The organism is Polynucleobacter difficilis, assembly GCF_003065365.1.
GTDB classification, from domain to species: Bacteria; Pseudomonadota; Gammaproteobacteria; order Burkholderiales; family Burkholderiaceae; genus Polynucleobacter; species Polynucleobacter difficilis.
On sequence record NZ_CP023276.1, the window covers coordinates 208,717 to 226,320 of the forward strand.

Genomic DNA, 17,604 nt, shown 5'->3' on the forward strand with positions numbered 1-17,604 from the left:
TCGCTTCGATTTAAGCAATGGATTGCAGTAGGCCACGCAAGGCAAAGACCACCGCTTGCTGCCGCACCGATTGACGGTCGCCTACGAAGTGTGCGGTAGTTGTCGTGATGTGATTGCTCGCATCGGCGCGCTCTAGTGCCCAGCCAAAACATACGGTTCCCACTGGCTTTTCCGCTGTACCGCCGCTAGGGCCTGCAATGCCGGTAATCGAAATAGCCGCAGTGACACCACTACTTAGCTGCGCGCCTAGCACCATTGCACTGGCTACTGCTTCGCTGACTGCACCTTCGGCTTCAATCAGCATGGGTGAGACTTGTAAGCACGCTGTCTTTGCGGCATTGCTATAGGTAACGTAGCCGCGCTCAAACCACTGACTCGATCCCGCTAAGTCGGTGAGGCTCGCTGCGAGTAGTCCGCCCGTACAAGACTCCGCTACCGCAAGAGTCCAGCCGCGCTGACTGAATGCAGTGGCGACTGCATTGGTTAATTCTTGAAGATCAGCAGAATCAATCGATGTAGCTGCTGTTGATGGAGAAGAAGTGTGCATGCAATACCTTGTGAATGGATCGCTCTGAAATTAATACGACGGCAACAGCTGGGTTGTGCTGAGTAAAGCAAGAATAAGTAGGGTTGCAAAAGCCGCTGCAAGATCATCAATCACAATCCCGAAACCGCGCCACAGGATTTTGGGTAAGGTTGTGGGCGAGCCGGGAGCAATCCAAGCGCAGTCTTTAAAGTAGCGATCAATCATGCCTATCGGACCTGGCTTGACTGCATCAAAGAAACGAAAGAGTCCAAATGCCAAGACCTGCATCCAGAGCGGAGCCGGCAGAATCAAGAGTAAGACGAGCCAAAAAGCCAAGATCTCGTCGAGCACAATGCCACCAAAATCAGCCACACCTAATTCCTCACTCACTTGCCCGCAAATCCAGCAAGCAGCGATCAGTCCGCCGCCGACAATCCAAAACCAATTCTCGGTCGTAAAAAAGAATTGCCCAATCAAAAAGAGTGCCCATGCCCACAGTGTTCCAACGGTGCCGGGAGCAAAGGGACTCAGCCCGCTTCCAAAACCAAGGGCTAGGGTTCGGCCTGCAGTCTGAAACATCCAGCGCAAGGTCGGCTTAGGTTGATTGGCGTTGATCACCACTTAGCTGCTCTTAAAGTGATCAAAGGATTGCCTTAACTGCATGCTGTCGGCTGCCGCGAGTGGATTTCCATTGGCATCGCGCAGCATGAGTGTGGGTTCAGTCCCATTGCTAGTAAAGGTAATGCTGCCAATGCGTGTGAGCGGCAGTAGGGTAGTGCTGAGCGATTCCACTTCCATTCGTTTGCCGGCTGGGGCAGTGAAACACAGTTCGTAATCATCACCGCCGTTGGCAGCGCATTGTCTGCGTAGACTTTCGGTTTGCTCAGCAAGGGTAGGCGAGGTGGGTAATTGATCAATCAATACTTCGGCATTCACTTGGGATGCTTTGAGGATGTGGCGTAAATCACCCAAGAGTCCATCGGATACATCCAGGGCGCTACTCGCAACGCCGCGCAGTTGCAGGCCCAGCGCAATGCGTGGTTCGGGCTGATGCATGCGGGGCAGGACCGCCTCTAAGCCGCTAGGGCTAAGTGACCATTCGTTGCGCAATGCTCCCAAAGCAAGCCTTGCATCACCCAGCGTGCCAGATACCCAAATGTCATCACCTACCTTCGCGCCAGAGCGCTTGATGGCGGCACCAGCAGGCACATGGCCTAAAGCGGTGATGCAAATGGTGAGAGGTCCTTGGGTTGTATCGCCACCGATTAAAGGGCATTGCCACTGCTGCGCAAAGCGAAATAAGCCTTGGCTAAATTGCGCGAGCCAGTCCGCATTTGCATCTGGCAGTGCAAGTGCTAAGGTAAAGCCAACCGGCTTTGCGCCCATGGCAGCAAGGTCAGAGAGGTTAACTGCCAAGGCTTTATGGCCAAGCCATTCCGGGTTGGCGCCTGCAAAAAAATGTCGCCCTTCGACCAGCATATCGCTGGTGACTGCGAGGTTTTGTGCCGCATCTGGCTGAAGCAGGGCGCAGTCATCCCCGATCCCGAGAAGAACCTGGTCAGTTTGGGTTTGGGCCATGGATTCCGAGCCGGCTTTGAAAAAACGCCAAATCAGGTCAAATTCCCCTAGTTTTGCTTCCATATTTTCATTTTATGTTCCTTGGGGGCGATTGTGCTGGAGAGGACTAGAATAAGAACCTTCCAATCGCCACACCAATGAGTCAATCGATGAGCCAAGCGGACAACAGTAAAGAACAGCAAATCAAAGCCTTACGGGCTGCAGCCCTGCATTATCACGAGTTTCCTGTCCCTGGAAAGATTGAAATTGCGGCAACCAAGCAACTGACCAACCAGCGCGATCTCGCCTTGGCCTATACCCCTGGTGTTGCTGCTGCCTGCGAAGAAATCGCCAAAGACCCAGCCAATGCCTTTCGCTATACCGCTCGCGGTAATTTAGTGGGTGTGATTACCAACGGTACTGCGGTACTCGGCCTTGGGAATATTGGTCCTCTAGCCAGTAAGCCAGTGATGGAAGGTAAGGCGGTCTTATTTAAAAAGTTTGCCGGCATTGATGTCTTTGATATTGAGGTCAATGAAAACGATCCCGACAAATTGGTTGAAATCATTGCAGCGCTTGAGCCTACTTTTGGCGGCATCAACTTAGAAGACATCAAAGCGCCGGATTGCTTTGTGGTTGAGCGCAAATTGCAAGCCCGCATGAAGATTCCAGTTTTTCATGATGACCAGCATGGCACAGCCATTGTGGTTGCGGCGGCCATTTTGAATGGTTTAAAAGTCGTTGGGAAAGATGTATCTAATGTCAAACTCGTGACATCGGGCGCGGGCGCTGCTGCGCTGGCGTGTATCGACTTATTAGTGGATTTGGGTGTACCTAGAAAAAATATTTGGGTTACCGACATTGCGGGCGTCGTCTATAAAGGCCGTAAAGAGTTGATGGATCCTGAGAAGGAGCCGTTCTCGCAAGATACGCCGTTGCGTACCTTGAGTGAGGTAATTGAGGGCGCGGATATTTTCTTGGGCCTCTCAGCGGGTGGCGTACTGAGGTCCGAGATGGTGAAGAAGATGGCGGATAAGCCCTTGGTGTTTGCCTTAGCAAATCCCACGCCAGAAATCTTGCCAGAGGAAGTGAAATTAGTTCGGCCCGATGCAGTGATGGCAACCGGTCGTACCGATTACCCCAATCAAGTGAATAACGTGTTGTGCTTCCCATTTATTTTCCGCGGCGCTTTGGATGTGGGCGCTACGACCATCACCCGCGGCATGGAAGTGGCTGCAGTCAAAGCCGTTGCTGAGCTGGCTCAGGCTGAACAAAGCGAAGTGGTTGCGGCCGTCTATAGCACCGAGAATTTGTCGTTCGGTCCGGAGTACTTGATTCCAAAACCCTTTGATCCACGGTTAATCACGGTGATTGCGCCGGCGGTTGCTAAGGCGGCGATGGATGACGGCGTAGCCCTGCGCCCGATAAAAGATTTTGATGCTTACCGTAATCAGCTCCAGCAGTTTGTGTATCACTCGGGCACTTTGATGAAGCCCCTCTTCACGATCGCCAAAGGCGTTCCTGAGGCACAAAAACGGATTGTCTTTTGCGAAGGTGAAGATGAGCGCGTCCTGCGTGCCGTCCAGATTGTGCTCGATGAAGGTATTGCAAAGCCAATCTTGATTGGTCGCCCCAGCGTGATTGAGCACCGGATTGAGAAATTCGGTTTACGCATGGTTTGCGGTACCGATATTGATATTGTGAATCCAGAAGACGATTCCCGTTTTGGGGATTTTTGGAAATCCTATTTGGCCATCATGGAGCGCAAGGGCGTGACCGCGTCGTTTGCCAAACTGGAGATGCGTCGCCGTAATACCCTGATCGGCGCTACGTTGCTCTCTAAAGGAATGGCCGACGGCTTGATTTGCGGCACCATCAGTAAGGTATCAACCCACCTCAAATACATTGATGAGGTGATTGGCCATGAAAAAGGCGCCAACGTCTATGGTGCGATGAGCGGTTTGATACTGCCAGGACGCCAAGTATTTTTAGTCGACACCCATGTGAATGTCGATCCGACGGCAGAGCAGTTGGCCGAAATCACCCTCATGGCCGCGAGCGAAATGCGCAAGCTGGGCATGACACCTAAAGTCGCATTGCTGTCGCATTCCAATTTTGGTAGCAGTGATGCACCATCGGCTGCGAAGATGCGTCAAGTCCTCGCCATTTTGCAGGCCACCGCTCCAGAACTCGAGGTCGATGGTGAGATGCACGGAGATTGCGCGCTCGATCCAGAGATTCGTGCCGGTGCAGTGACAAGCTCACCACTGGAGGGCGCTGCTAATTTATTGGTATTGCCCAATATTGATGCCGCCAACATTTCCTATAACTTACTCAAGACTGCTGCCGGAAATGGCATCGCCATCGGCCCACTGCTACTCGGGGTAGCTAAGCCAGTGCATATTCTGACCCCCGCAGCGACCGTACGGCGGATCGTGAATGTCACCGCATTAACGGTGGTAGAGGCAGCTAGCAAGGCCAGAATCAAGGGAAGTTAAGGTTTATCTATATATGTGAGCAAACACTCACATATATATTTATCTATATAAATCAGTGGTTTATAAAAAAACCACTGTAATTAGGCTTGATTTGGCTGTCGCTTACGGGTAACCTTACACCCATCATGAATAATCCTGAAATTACATCCGCTGAGTGGGACGACCACAGTCGCGCCGAAAGTTGGGATCGAAGCGAGCAGTCTGACGGTGAGCCTTCAGCTACGAATGTGTACGCTCAAGGTGGCCTATCGCGCTTACAAACGCTTGCGGCTAATCATGCTTCCAGTAAAAAAGTACCCGCATCCTGGCGTGCTGCATTAGCCGTTCGCGATGCAGGCCCGCCCGCGATGCTACGTAGCGTTCGCCCTAACATCGTTCAATCGATCCGGGCCTTCCGCACAACCGATTTAATGGAAGCAGCAGCCGAGCTCGGTCAGCATTTTATCTACGCCAATTGCGCAAATGGCCTCACCAAGAGCGAAGTGCTCGAGTCGATCGCCAATGCTTATGTGTTTACGAAGCAGCAAGCCAAGAATTACGACCCTTTATTGGATACTTTAACCACCATGGTGGATAAAGCCGGACCACAGCCTGGTTTCGTTGTCGTATTAGAAGGCTTGCCTTGCACCCAGAAATTTGACAAAGAAGCCCGCGAGACTTTATTGGATGTCTTCCGTGATGCGGTTGATTTCTGGTCTGAGCGCCGCGTACCGTATCGGGTGTTCTACTCTTTCGCGTAAACATTTGCGCTTTGCTACAAGCCCTTGATCTGACTGGATCCAGGGCTTTTTTATTGCCCGTTTAGTAGATTAGTGATCCCAAATGGCGTGGATCGTGCTGATGGCTGCAATCCCAGCGGTCTCGGTGCGCAAAATACGCTTACCCAAAGACACTGCCTGAAATCCCGCTTTCATTGCGAGCTCTATTTCTACTGGTGTAAATCCCCCTTCTGGCCCAATCAACAGAATTACATCTTGCGCAGGCAAGGGCGCGAGGATTGTCGCTAAGGATGGGTGATCCCCGGTGTTGAAAAGGAGTTTTAAAGCGTCCTTGACGTCGGCGTCAGAGGCTTTAGCAAGGTAACCCTCAATCGCCTGTACTGGCTCTACAAAGGGCAACACGGTGCGTTCGCATTGTTCGCATGCAGCTTGCGTAATCGCGCGCCAGTGGATTAAGCGCTTTTGCGCACGCTCAGCATCACTACTGCGGTTCAGTTTGATCACGGAGCGTTCGCATTGCAGGGGCACGATTCGAGTGGCACCAGTTTCAACCGCTTTCTCGATGACCCAATCCATCTTATCGCCGCCAGCCAGCCCTTGGGCCAAAGTAATGCCATAGGGCGGCTCGCTTTGGGTGTCTTTCTTTACGGCAGCGATTGTTAATTCACCGGCTTTATTGCCCATTCGGGTGAGGGTGGCGGAGGCGATTTGCCCTTGCCCATCAAAAATGGGAATGACTTCGCCCTCGCTAATGCGCCTAACCCGCAGGTGGTGCAGCAACTCCGCAGGAATTGGGTGGGGTTTTTGGGTTTCCCAGGGAGGAGGAAGATAAAATTGAGGCATTACCGCAATATAGCCAATTTAATTCCTTCGAGACCACTTTTACGATGTCAAATTTACAAACCCGCATGGCCAATGCCATTCGTGCACTTTCGATGGACGCTGTTCAACAAGCCAATTCTGGGCACCCGGGTATGCCGATGGGCATGGCCGATATTGCAGTAGCGCTATGGGATCAGCATTTGCAACACAACCCAGCCGATCCGCATTGGATCAATCGCGATCGCTTTGTGCTCTCCAATGGCCACGGCTCGATGTTGCTCTATGCGTTATTGCATCTCACCGGCTATGACTTGCCGATGAGCGAGCTAAAAAATTTCCGTCAGTTACACAGCAAGACCCCAGGCCATCCAGAATATGGCATTACGCCGGGCGTCGAGACGACCACTGGCCCCTTAGGTCAAGGCATCTCCAATGCCGTTGGCATGGCGCTAGCTGAAAAATTACTCGCCGAAGAATTTAATCGTCCTGGTTTTAATGTCGTTGATCACTACACCTACGCTTTCTTGGGCGATGGGTGTTTGATGGAGGGCATTAGCCATGAGGTGTGTTCTTTGGCCGGCACACTCAAGCTCAATAAACTCATCGCACTGTGGGATGACAACGGCATCTCGATTGATGGCAAGGTTGTGGCGTGGTTTAACGAAGATACGCCTAAGCGTTTTGAGGCCTATGGCTGGAATGTAATTCGCGGGGTTGATGGTCACAATGCTGGCGCGGTTGCGAATGCAATTGCCAGAGCAAAGCAAAGCGATAAGCCTACCTTGATTTGTTGTAAGACGGCCATTGGTCAAGGCTCGCCCAATATGGCGGGTAGCGATAAAGTGCACGGCGCTCCCCTGGGCGCCGATGAAATCGCCGCTACACGCAAGGCCTTGAACTGGACCTCCCCGCCCTTTGAAGTGCCAGATGATTTGTATTTGGCATGGGATTTCCGTAGTCGTGGTCAAACCATTCAGAACGCGTGGAACGAGCGCTTTACTGCATATCAAAAAGCCCATCCCCGCTCAGCAGCCGAACTCGTGCGCCGCATGCGTGGCGATTTGCCATCGGACTTTGCGGCAAAACTACAAGCGCTGCTCGCGCAATGCCAAGCCAAAGCAGAAACGATTGCGACGCGTAAGTCGAGTCAGAATGCGATTGAAGCATTGGCACCTGCCGTTCCAGAAATGATGGGCGGCTCTGCCGACTTAACCGGCTCGAACTTAACCAATTGGAGTGCATGCAAACCCGTGCGCGCCAATCAGTGGGGCAACCACATCAATTACGGCGTACGCGAGTTTGGTATGAGCGCCATCATGAATGGCATGGCATTACACGGCGGCTACATTCCGTTTGGCGGCACCTTCTTGACCTTCTCGGATTACAGTCGTAATGCGCTGCGCATGGCAGCTCTCATGAAGCTGCGCAGCATTTTTGTGTTTACTCATGATTCGATTGGCTTGGGCGAAGATGGCCCTACCCATCAGTCGGTCGAGCAGGTATCGAGTTTGCGTTTGATACCCAATCTCGCCGTCTGGCGCCCATGTGATACCACGGAGAGCGCAGTGGCGTGGGGCGCCGCGCTAGAGCGTCGGCACGGCCCAAGCGCACTCATTTTTAGTCGCCAAAATTGCCCATTTGTGGCGCGTTCTCCAAAACAAATCGAGAATATCGCACGCGGTGGCTATGTGGTGCACGAGCCCAGCAAAGTAGCCAAAGCCATCATTATCGCAACCGGTTCTGAGGTGGGGTTGGCATTTCAAACCGCAGCACATTTAGCGAAAGAAGGAATTGGTGTTCGTGTGGTGTCGATGCCATCGACGACTTACTTTGATCAGCAAGATGCGCAATACAAAGCCAGCGTATTGCCAGCCGGTTTACCACGCATTGCGATTGAAGCAGGCGTGACGGATTACTGGTGGAAGTATGGCTGCGCGGCAGTTCATGGTGTGGATACCTTTGGTGAGTCTGCGCCTGCGAATCAGCTATATGCGTATTTTGGTTTAACCGTTGATCAGATTAGTACGACGGTGAAGCAGTGCATTGCACAAGTAAAGTAAGAAATTAATGTTTGTAATTTAGAAAACGAGTAGAGGAATAGTGATGGCGATTCGGGTTGCAATTAATGGGTATGGCCGCATTGGCCGCATGGTGCTACGCGCTTTATATGAGAGCCAGCCAAATTTAGATCGCAAGCGCGATATCAAAATTGTTGCCATCAATGCGATGGGCGATATTGATATTAATGCCCATCTCACCCAATACGACTCGGCCCATGGCCGTTTCCCCGGCACAGTCACCGTCGATGGTGATCACATGATTGTCAATGGTGATCGCATCAAAATGTATTCCACACGCAATCCGCTAGAGACACCATGGGGCGAGCATCAAGTAGATTTAGTGCTCGAGTGCTCGGGTAAATTTACCTCCAAAGAAAAAGCCATGGTGCACATTCAGCAGGGTGCAAAAAAAGTATTGATCTCGGCGCCTGGCGAAAAAGATGTTGATGCAACCATCGTTTATGGCGTGAATGAAAAAGTACTTAAGCCTAGCGATGTCGTTGTGTCGAATGCCAGTTGCACCACCAATTGTTTGGCGCCTTTGGTTAAACCCTTGCTGGATGCGATTGGCATTGAATCCGGTTTAATGACTACCATTCATGCGTTTACCAACGATCAAGTATTGACGGATGTGTATCACAAGGACATGCGCCGCGCGCGCTCTGCAGTCAGCAGCATGATCCCAACCAAAACAGGCGCTGCCAAAGCGGTTGGCTTGGTATTGCCAGAGCTAGCCGGTCGTTTTGATGGCTTTGCGATGCGGGTTCCGGTGATTAATGTCTCGGTGGTTGATTTAACCTTTGTGGCCAAGCGCGCCACCAGCGTAGATGAGGTCAATGCTGTTCTGAAGAAAGCCAGCGAAGGCGAGCTCAAGAGTATTTTGGGCTTTAATACCTTGCCGCTGGTATCGATCGACTTTAACCATGATCCCCGCCCCAGTATTTACGATGCCAGCCAAACGCGGGTTTCAGCGGATGGTAAATTAGTCAAAGTCCTTGCTTGGTATGACAACGAGTGGGGGTATTCAGTACAGATGCTCAATGCCGCTGAGGCATTGATGGCAGCCTAGGCAAAACAGCCAAAAGGCTACTCTAATTGTTAAAAAAGGGGCTCTTTAGCCCCTTTTTGCATAAAACGGCTTATTTACGCTTGTGGGCGCAATTTTTCTTTTGGCAATGCCCATACATGGCTAGGGAATGCTCCTCAAGGGCAAAACCCAAGGATTTGGCGATCTCCTTTTGGCGCCGCTCAATTGCGGCATCCACAAATTCCTCCACGTGGCCACAGTCAAGGCAAACGAGGTGATCGTGGTGCGTACCCTCATTGAGCTCATAAATCGCCCGGCTGTCGCCTTTGCTGGACTCAAAATGACTGCGGAGCAAGAGGCCTGCCTGTTCAAACTGGGTGAGCACACGATACACCGTGGCCAGACCAATGTCTTTGTCTTCCTTGGCCATGGCCATGAAGATTTCTTCGGCGCTGAAATGGGCGCCTGGATGCTGATGAAAAAAATCCAGGATTTGCATGCGGGGGGCCGTGGCTTTAAGGCCAATATCCCGTAAATCGGCTGGGGAGGGGTTTTGGTTCATAGGCATCGATTGAGGGCTAAAATCAAGACCTTAATGATACGGCTTGCCATGCAAAACTGCCTTTTACCGATTCGCAGCATCCCAATGCGGGTTTTAAGCCCCAGCAAACGATTGCTGCGCTGGTGCACGCTGGCTTCAATCGTATTGGCCGCCTTAATTGCAACGGGTTGCACGACAAAGGTCGATGAAACCCAGCGTACGCTGATGAACAGTATTTTTCGACCTTATGTACCGGATACTATTCAGGGCAACTTTATTTCTAGCGAACAATACGCCAAGCTGGAAGTTGGCATGAGCCGTGAACAAGTGCGGCAAATTTTGGGTACCCCATTATTAGCAAGTTATTTTCATGCCAATCGCTGGGATTACATATTTGAATTCAAACGCCTCGGTGAAAAAATCAGCAAAGAGCGGCGAGTGACGGTGTTCTTCGATGGCGATAAGGTAACGAAATTTAATGGTGACGCATTACCAACTGAAGTTGAGCTCGTTGCAGAGATCGATAACTATGCCAAGAATAAGCGCTCCTTCTGGGATATGGTTACCGGCAAAAACAAAGGTCCAGTAACGCCACCATTGCAACAGCCTGAGGTATTGATACCGAGTCCGCCGAGCAGCGGCCCAATCGTCACACCGGTCAAGTAAGCGGCGCTGATGCTGAGTCAGTAATGCCGAAGTGGAATTAAAAAATTAGTTAAGCAAAGTTAGTTAAGCAAAGAGTGAGATTATGAAAATCGCAATCGCAGGAGCGAGTGGCCGAATGGGCCGAATGCTAATTGAGGCAGTATTGCAATTGCCGGATGCCACTCTGGTGGGGGCACTAGATCACGCATCCTGCCCTTTATTGGGTGAAGATGCTGGCGCCTTCTTGGGCAAAAAAACGGGCGTGATGATTACAGCCGATTTAGCGCGCGGCTTACGCGATGCCGAGTATTTGATTGATTTCACGCGGCCCGAGGGCACGATGCTGCATTTAGCCGCCTGCACTACTCACGGTGTCAAGATGATCATCGGCACTACCGGTTTGAGTGCTGATCAAATCGCTCAACTGAAAACCGCATCTTCCAAAATTGCAATCGTATTTGCCCCTAATATGAGCGTGGGCGTTAATGTCACTTTGAAGTTATTGGAAGTAGCCGCCAAGATGCTGGATACCGGTTACGACATTGAAATCATCGAAGCCCACCACCGCCATAAAGTCGATGCGCCATCCGGCACGGCACTGAAGATGGGCGAAGTGATTGCCGGCGCTTTGGGACAATCTTTAAAGGACGTAGCAGTCTACGCGCGCGAAGGCCATACCGGTGAGCGTAAGCCCGGATCGATTGGTTTTGCCACCATTCGGGGCGGCGATATTGTTGGCGATCACACGGTGCTCTTTGCGGGCGAAGGTGAGCGCATTGAGATTAGCCATAAATCCTCGAGCCGTCAGTCCTATGCCCAGGGATCGATTCGGGCGGTACGCTTTTTAGAGAAAAAAACGTCCGGCCTATTTGATATGCAAGATGTATTGGGTCTGCGAGCATAAGACCGATAAAAACACCAAGCAATTTCAGCGAAAAGAGCCTTACACAATGAGTATGGAATACGACTACCGCAGCATTGAAGCGGCAGCCCAAGCAGATTGGAATAGCAAAGACGTCTACCGTGTCACCGAAGATGCGGTCAATGCACAAGGTAAGCCTAAGCCCAAATACTATGCTTGCTCGATGTTGCCTTACCCATCGGGTAAGTTGCACATGGGCCATGTGCGCAACTACACCATCAACGATGTGATGGCGCGCCAATTGCGCATGCAGGGCTACAACGTTCTGATGCCGATGGGTTGGGATGCCTTTGGTATGCCAGCTGAAAACGCTGCAATCCAGAACAAAGTACCCCCAGCCGAGTGGACCTACCAAAACATTGCGTATATGAAAAAGCAAATGGCCGCGATGGGCCTAGCGATTGATTGGTCACGGGAAATTGCTACTTGCAAACCGGATTACTACCGCTGGAACCAGTGGCTCTTTTTAAAGATGCTGGAAAAGGGCGTGGCGTACCGCAAAACCCAGGTCGTCAATTGGGATCCGGTCGATCAAACCGTATTGGCCAACGAGCAAGTGATTGAAGGGCGCGGTTGGCGCTCTGGCGCTTTGGTCGAAAAGCGTGAGATCCCCGGTTACTACTTGAACATCACTGCCTACGCAGAACAATTGCTCACGGGTCTGGATGATTTAGGCTGGCCCGAGCGCGTGAAGATCATGCAGCAAAACTGGATTGGCAAAAGCCGCGGTGTGCGCTTTGCCTTTGACCATGCGATCAAGAATAGCGCCGGTGAACTGATTCAGGATGGCAAGTTATACGTCTTCACCACGCGTGCCGACACCATCATGGGCGTGACCTTTTGCGCAGTTGCAGCAGAGCACCCGCTGGCGACCGAAGCGGCGCGCAGTAATCCGGAGCTGGCTCGCTTCATCGAAAAATGCAAAACCGGTAGCGTCATCGAAGCCGATCTGGCTACCCAAGAAAAAGAAGGGATGTTCACGGGCTTATACGTCACGCATCCTTTGAGTAAAGAGCCTGTCCCCCTGTGGGTTGGTAATTATGTATTGATGAGCTATGGCGATGGCGCTGTGATGGGTGTGCCTGCCCACGACGAGCGTGACTTTGCGTTTGCGCTCAAATACCATCTGCCGATTAAACAGGTGATTGCGCTCAGTGGCGAGTCGCCGATGTTCAACCCGACTCACTGGGATGCCTGGTACGCCCAAAAAGAACAGGCGCAGTGCATTAACAGCGGCAAATACGATAGCCTGTCGGTTAGCGATGCGGTGACTGCGGTTGCTGCTGATTTGGCTGCACTGGGTGTTGGTGAAATTAAAACCACCTACCGCTTGCGCGATTGGGGCATATCACGGCAGCGTTATTGGGGTACGCCCATTCCGATCATTCATTGTGGCGATGAGACCAATCCCGGCTGCGGCGCAGTACCGGTTCCAGAAAACGATTTGCCGGTCGTATTGCCGGAGGACTGCGTTCCCGATGGCAGTGGTAATCCCCTCAATAAGCGCGCTGACTTTTTAAATGTGGCATGCCCAAAGTGCGGTAGGCCAGCACGGCGTGAGACCGACACCATGGATACCTTTGTGGATTCGTCGTGGTACTTCATGCGTTACACCGGCGCAGATGCCAAGACCATGGTCGATCAGCGCAATCAATACTGGATGCCAATGGACCAATACATTGGTGGTATTGAGCATGCGATTTTGCATTTACTCTACGCGCGCTTTTGGACTAAGGTGATGCGTGACCTCGATTTAATTACCTTTGATGAGCCATTTGCGAATTTGTTAACGCAAGGCATGGTTCTCAATGAAACGTATTACAGCGAAGACGCGAGCGGTAAAAAGACCTGGCTTAATCCCCTCGATGTGGAATTAAATCTCGATGACAAAGGCCGGCCAACCGGCGCAAAGCTCAAGGCAGTTGCTGGTATTGAGCTCAACGGCAATCCCATCACGATTGGTGGGGTGGAAAAAATGTCGAAGAGTAAAAATAATGGCGTGGATCCGCAAGCACTGATTGATCAATATGGTGCCGATACGGCCAGACTCTTTACGATGTTTGCTGCGCCACCCGAGCAGCAGCTTGAGTGGTCTGGTGCTGGTGTTGAGGGCGCTTCGCGTTTTCTGCGTCGGGTGTGGTCCTACTCGATGAGTCAGGCCGCTGCCATTCGATCAATTGTAGAAGCCAATGCCGCCCTGCCAAGCCAGCTGACTGAGGCGGAGCAAACCCTGCGCCGTGAAGTTCACACCATATTGAAGCAAGCCAATTTTGATTACCAGCGCCGTCAGTACAACACGGTTGTTTCGGCTGCCATGAAAATGCTCAATGCATTAGAGCCAGTCAAGTTGAGTGAAGGAAAAGATGCCGGGCAAGCGATTCGCCCAGCAGTTTTGCGTGAGTGCATCAGCATCCTGCTGCGCATGCTCTACCCGGTTGTGCCGCACTTGACGCATCGCTTGTGGATCGAGATGGGTTACAGCAATCAGGGTGGACTGATTTTGGATGCGCCTTGGCCAATAGTCGATGAAGCTGCCTTGGTGAAGACTGAAATTGAATTGGTATTGCAGGTTAATGGCAAGCTGCGCGGCGCAATTACGGTCGCGGCCGATGCCAATAAAGAGGCAATCGAGGCCACTGCACTACAAAGCGAAATCGCACTAAAGGCCTTAAATGGGGGATCACCCAAAAAAGTGATTGTGGTTCCCGGCCGCTTAGTTAATATTGTTGTTTAACGGAATAGAGGCGCCATCATCAACTCCAAGAGAAGCGATCCCGTAGTGAACTCTAGCGCAAAGGGTAAGAGTCAAGCCCCTAGCTTGGACCGCAGAGCTTGGCTTGGGGCCTTGATTGCGTTGCCGACTCTTTTCGCTACGGCCTGCGGGTTTAAGTTGCGTGGCTCCGTATCGATTCCGTATAAGGTGATTGCGATTACTGGTAACCCATCGCCACCGCTGCGCGCCGATTTAGAAATGATTATTTTGACGGGCAGCGATGCCAAGGTTGCCAATAATGCCAAAGACGCTGATCTGATTTTGGAGATTATCAGCGAAGTCAATAGCCGTGAGATTTTGGCCTACAACGCTGCGGGTCAGATTTCAGCCTATCGACTGAATTCTCGGGTGGAGTTCAGAGCAGCCGATCAAAATGGCGTGGACGTTGTTCCTGAGGCTGAAATTTACGTCACCCGCGATATGGACTTCTCTGTTTCGACGGTGCTTGCTACAGACGTACAGATGGCGCAGTTTACGAATGAAATGCGCAGCAATCTTGCCTTGCAAATTCTGCGCCGCGTTTCCGCGACAGCAAGACCGAGGGCGCCTGCGCCCACCGGCGTTAAGCCGGTCATGGGCAAGCCGTGAGCATGGGAACAATTTCCCAATGCTGACGAGCGATGCGCTGCAAGCGCACATCAGTGGACTCAAATCCAGCCTAGCGCTCTCACCGGTTTACGTATTCAGTGGGGATGAGCCCCTGCTAATGATGGAAGCCATGGACCAACTCCGCTCTGTTGCTCGAACGCTCGGGTATACCGAGCGTGAAGTATTGATGCATGAGCGCTATTTTGATTGGTCATCATTGCTGTCTGCCGGGCAAACCATGTCTTTGTTTGGCGATAAGCGCTGGTTGGAGTTACGCATTCCGTCGGGTAAGCCGGGACGCGATGGCGCAGAGGCACTCAAGCAATTCGCCGCGCAAATGGAGTCTCAGTCACCCGGCCATGATGGCCCCGATACCATCGTCTGTATTGTGTTGCCCAGGTTAGACAGCAAAACCAAGACTTCAGCCTGGTTTAGTGCACTAGAAGATGTGTCGATTGCGGTGCAGATTGACTCGATTGATCGCAGTCATTTGCCGATGTGGATAGCGCAGCGTTTAAAAAAACAAGGCCAGTCTGTAGAGTCTGGTTCAGTCGGTCAAGAAGCGCTGGAGTTTATTGCCAATCAAGTGGAAGGTAATTTGATTGCCGCCCATCAAGAAATCCAGAAATTGGGTTTGCTTTATCCTCAAGGCGCCCTAACGGAAGCGCAAATACGTGAATCCATCCTCAAGGTGGCGCGCTACGATGTATTTCAGTTAACTGAATCGATTTTGGCTGGTGATTTGGCCCGTTTAAATCGCATGCTCGATGGCCTTAAGGGAGAGGGCGAGCCTTTGCCATTAATTTTGTGGAGCGTGACCGAGGAGCTTCGGATACTATCGAAGTTACAGGCTGCGAGTCAGCGTGGTGAGTCGGTGCAGCAGTTAATGCGTGCGAATCGTATCTGGGGAAATAAAGAAAAGCTATACCCTGGAGCCTTGCGTCGCGTGAATCCCCTAAAACTGCGCCGCGCAATGCAGGTGGCGGCTGGTTTAGATCGGCAGGCTAAAGGATTATCGGCAGCCGAGTTGCCTGCGGATCCGTGGGATGGCTTACGCTTAGTTGGCAGTTTGTTGCGATGAATAGACTAGATTAAAACAGTGACAGAGTAAATATGAGTTCAGCGATTACCGAGATGATGCAGGCAGTGGGCAAAGAGGCGAGGCAGGCTTCGCGGGCGATGGCGCGTGCTACTACCGAGCAAAAGAATCAGGCCCTGACGCATATGGCACGCTTGGTACGTGAGCAGTTGCCACGCATCCTAGAAACCAATGCAGTGGATGTAGAGCGCGCTAAAAAAGGCGTGCACGATGCGGCATTTATCGATCGCCTCACTATGACTGCCAAAACGGTTGAGTCAATGGCCTTGGGTTTGGAGCAAATTGTCCGCTTGGAAGATCCGATTGGCAAAATCAGCCCGTTAAAACGTCAAGCCTCTGGAATTGAACTCGGGCAAATGCGCGTACCGCTGGGTGTGATTGGCATCATTTACGAATCCCGCCCCAATGTAACGATTGATGCGGCTGCTTTGTGTCTCAAGTCGGGTAACGCCGTGATTTTACGCGGCGGCTCTGAAGCGATTGATTCCAATACCCTTTTGGCGGCTTTAATTCAGCAGGGTTTAGCTAGCGCACACTTGCCTGCGAATGCGGTCCAAGTAGTGACAACGACAGACCGTGCCGCTGTTGGTGAAATGATCACCATGACCGAGTACATCGATGTCATCGTGCCGCGCGGAGGTAAGAGCTTAATTGCGCGCCTGATGGCCGATGCCAGGGTGCCAATGATTAAACACCTTGATGGCATTTGCCATACGTTTATCGACCGTGATGCCGATCTTGATTTAGCCGTTACGGTTTGCGACAACGCTAAAACCCAGCGTTACGCCCCTTGCAATGCGATGGAGACCTTGCTGGTGCATGAGGCGGTTGCTAGTACGGTATTACCGCGCCTGTGCAAAATCTACCAAGACAAAGGGGTTGAGCTGCGGGTGGATTTACCCACGCGCAAGACCTTAGAGGCAGCGGGCTTTCAGAAATTAGTGGATGCCACAGAAGAAGACTGGAAAACCGAATACCTTGCGCCGATTTTGTCGATTAAGACGGTTGCATCGCTGGATGAGGCGATGGACCACATCGAACGCTATGGCAGTAAACATACCGATGCCATCATCACGACCAATACAGCGACGACGGATCGCTTCTTGCGCGAAGTCGATAGTGCGAGCGTCATGGTCAATACCAGTACCCGCTTTGCGGATGGTTTTGAGTATGGCCTGGGCGCAGAGATTGGCATCTCCAATGACAAGCTGCATGCACGTGGCCCGGTTGGTCTCGACGGCTTGACCTCCCTGAAATACATCGTGATGGGTCATGGGGAAATTAGAACCTAATTAAATCGGTATAGTAGTTAGCAATAAACCAAGGCAATGCTGCTTTGGTAAACGAACAAAGGGGATAAAAATGGGTGACGCGTATCTTTGGACGAAAACATTCCACATTGTTTTAGTCGCTTCCTGGTTTGCCGGCCTTTTTTACTTGCCGCGCATTTTTGTCAATATGGCGCAAGAGACCAATCCCGAAGTCAATGCCCGCCTATTAGGTATGGCGGATCGCCTCTTTCGGTTTATGACCATTTTGATGGTGCCCGCGGTAGTGCTGGGTGTGGTGCTTTGGCTCCACTTTGGCATTGGTCGCGGTGCGGGCTGGATGCACCCCAAACTGCTTTTTGTGCTGATCATTTTGGGATACCACCATTCCTGCTACACCTTGCTCAAAAAATTCCGAGCCGGCAAAAACAAGCGCAGCCACGTTTGGTTCCGTTGGTTTAATGAAGTGCCCGTGGTCTTGCTTGTCATCATCACTGCCATCGTCGTGATCAAGCCATAAGCTAATCGGCATTTCCCTTTTTTATTTTCTAGGCTTTCT

The 17,604-nt window shown here is 51.7% G+C and carries 16 protein-coding genes; 11 read left to right on the forward strand and 5 right to left on the reverse strand.

Annotation, left to right across the window (positions count from 1 at the left end):
• Positions 1-10: 10 nt before the first annotated feature.
• From AOC34_RS01120 to thiL, 3 genes are read right to left on the reverse strand one after another with little or no spacing between them, the layout of a single operon-like run.
• Positions 11-547, reverse strand: a complete 537-nt coding sequence (locus tag AOC34_RS01120) for a CinA family protein (protein WP_108468383.1) — start codon at positions 545-547, stop codon at positions 11-13.
• Between the two features lie 30 nt (positions 548-577).
• On the reverse strand, positions 578-1,105 hold the full coding sequence (locus tag AOC34_RS01125) for a phosphatidylglycerophosphatase A family protein (RefSeq protein WP_108469973.1): 528 nt from the start codon (positions 1,103-1,105) through the stop codon (positions 578-580).
• Between the two features lie 42 nt (positions 1,106-1,147).
• Positions 1,148-2,167, reverse strand: coding sequence for a thiamine-phosphate kinase (gene thiL / locus AOC34_RS01130; protein WP_108468384.1), 1,020 nt, complete (start codon positions 2,165-2,167; stop codon positions 1,148-1,150).
• A gap of 74 nt (positions 2,168-2,241) precedes the next feature.
• Here thiL and AOC34_RS01135 point away from each other — a divergent pair, with 74 nt between their 5' ends.
• Positions 2,242-4,581, forward strand: a complete 2,340-nt coding sequence (locus AOC34_RS01135) for an NADP-dependent malic enzyme (RefSeq protein ID WP_234408114.1) — start codon at positions 2,242-2,244, stop codon at positions 4,579-4,581.
• Positions 4,582-4,706: 125 nt separating this feature from the next.
• Entirely contained in the window at positions 4,707-5,321 is a 615-nt protein-coding gene (locus tag AOC34_RS01140) for a barstar family protein (RefSeq protein WP_108468386.1), read from the forward strand.
• Positions 5,322-5,390: 69 nt separating this feature from the next.
• Here the strand turns inward: AOC34_RS01140 and AOC34_RS01145 are convergent, their stop codons facing one another.
• A complete protein-coding gene (locus AOC34_RS01145; RefSeq protein WP_108468387.1) occupies positions 5,391-6,143 on the reverse strand; it encodes a 16S rRNA (uracil(1498)-N(3))-methyltransferase in 753 nt (250 codons plus the stop codon).
• 44 nt (positions 6,144-6,187) lie between these two features.
• Here AOC34_RS01145 and tkt point away from each other — a divergent pair, with 44 nt between their 5' ends.
• Positions 6,188-8,182, forward strand: a complete 1,995-nt coding sequence (gene tkt / locus AOC34_RS01150) for a transketolase (protein ID WP_407675564.1) — start codon at positions 6,188-6,190, stop codon at positions 8,180-8,182.
• Positions 8,183-8,225: 43 nt separating this feature from the next.
• Positions 8,226-9,251 carry a type I glyceraldehyde-3-phosphate dehydrogenase gene (gene gap / locus AOC34_RS01155; RefSeq protein WP_108468388.1) on the forward strand — a complete coding sequence of 342 codons (1,026 nt, stop codon included), beginning with the start codon at positions 8,226-8,228 and terminating at the stop codon, positions 9,249-9,251.
• Positions 9,252-9,321: 70 nt separating this feature from the next.
• Here gap and fur read toward each other — a convergent pair whose 3' ends face one another.
• Positions 9,322-9,777, reverse strand: a complete 456-nt coding sequence (gene fur, locus AOC34_RS01160; protein ID WP_108468389.1) for a ferric iron uptake transcriptional regulator — start codon at positions 9,775-9,777, stop codon at positions 9,322-9,324.
• 27 nt (positions 9,778-9,804) lie between these two features.
• Between fur and AOC34_RS01165 the strand changes: the two genes are divergently transcribed.
• From AOC34_RS01165 to AOC34_RS01195, 7 genes are all read left to right on the forward strand, one after another.
• The gene (locus AOC34_RS01165) at positions 9,805-10,416 is read left to right on the forward strand and encodes an outer membrane protein assembly factor BamE (protein ID WP_234408116.1); all 612 of its coding nucleotides are present in this window, start codon (positions 9,805-9,807) and stop codon (positions 10,414-10,416) included.
• A gap of 82 nt (positions 10,417-10,498) precedes the next feature.
• Positions 10,499-11,299: a 4-hydroxy-tetrahydrodipicolinate reductase gene (gene dapB, locus AOC34_RS01170; protein WP_108468390.1), complete on the forward strand. Its 801-nt coding sequence runs from the start codon at positions 10,499-10,501 to the stop codon at positions 11,297-11,299.
• 46 nt (positions 11,300-11,345) lie between these two features.
• On the forward strand, positions 11,346-14,051 hold the full coding sequence (gene leuS / locus AOC34_RS01175; protein ID WP_108469976.1) for a leucine--tRNA ligase: 2,706 nt from the start codon (positions 11,346-11,348) through the stop codon (positions 14,049-14,051).
• A 45-nt stretch (positions 14,052-14,096) separates the two neighbouring features.
• Positions 14,097-14,678 (forward strand): LPS-assembly lipoprotein LptE, encoded by a 582-nt coding sequence (locus AOC34_RS01180; RefSeq protein WP_199908305.1) that lies wholly within the window; start codon positions 14,097-14,099, stop codon positions 14,676-14,678.
• A 19-nt stretch (positions 14,679-14,697) separates the two neighbouring features.
• Positions 14,698-15,759 (forward strand): DNA polymerase III subunit delta, encoded by a 1,062-nt coding sequence (holA, locus tag AOC34_RS01185; RefSeq protein WP_108468391.1) that lies wholly within the window; start codon positions 14,698-14,700, stop codon positions 15,757-15,759.
• A gap of 32 nt (positions 15,760-15,791) precedes the next feature.
• On the forward strand, positions 15,792-17,069 hold the full coding sequence (locus AOC34_RS01190) for a glutamate-5-semialdehyde dehydrogenase (protein ID WP_108468392.1): 1,278 nt from the start codon (positions 15,792-15,794) through the stop codon (positions 17,067-17,069).
• A 70-nt stretch (positions 17,070-17,139) separates the two neighbouring features.
• On the forward strand, positions 17,140-17,565 hold the full coding sequence (locus AOC34_RS01195) for a CopD family protein (protein ID WP_108468393.1): 426 nt from the start codon (positions 17,140-17,142) through the stop codon (positions 17,563-17,565).
• Positions 17,566-17,604 lie beyond the last annotated feature (39 nt).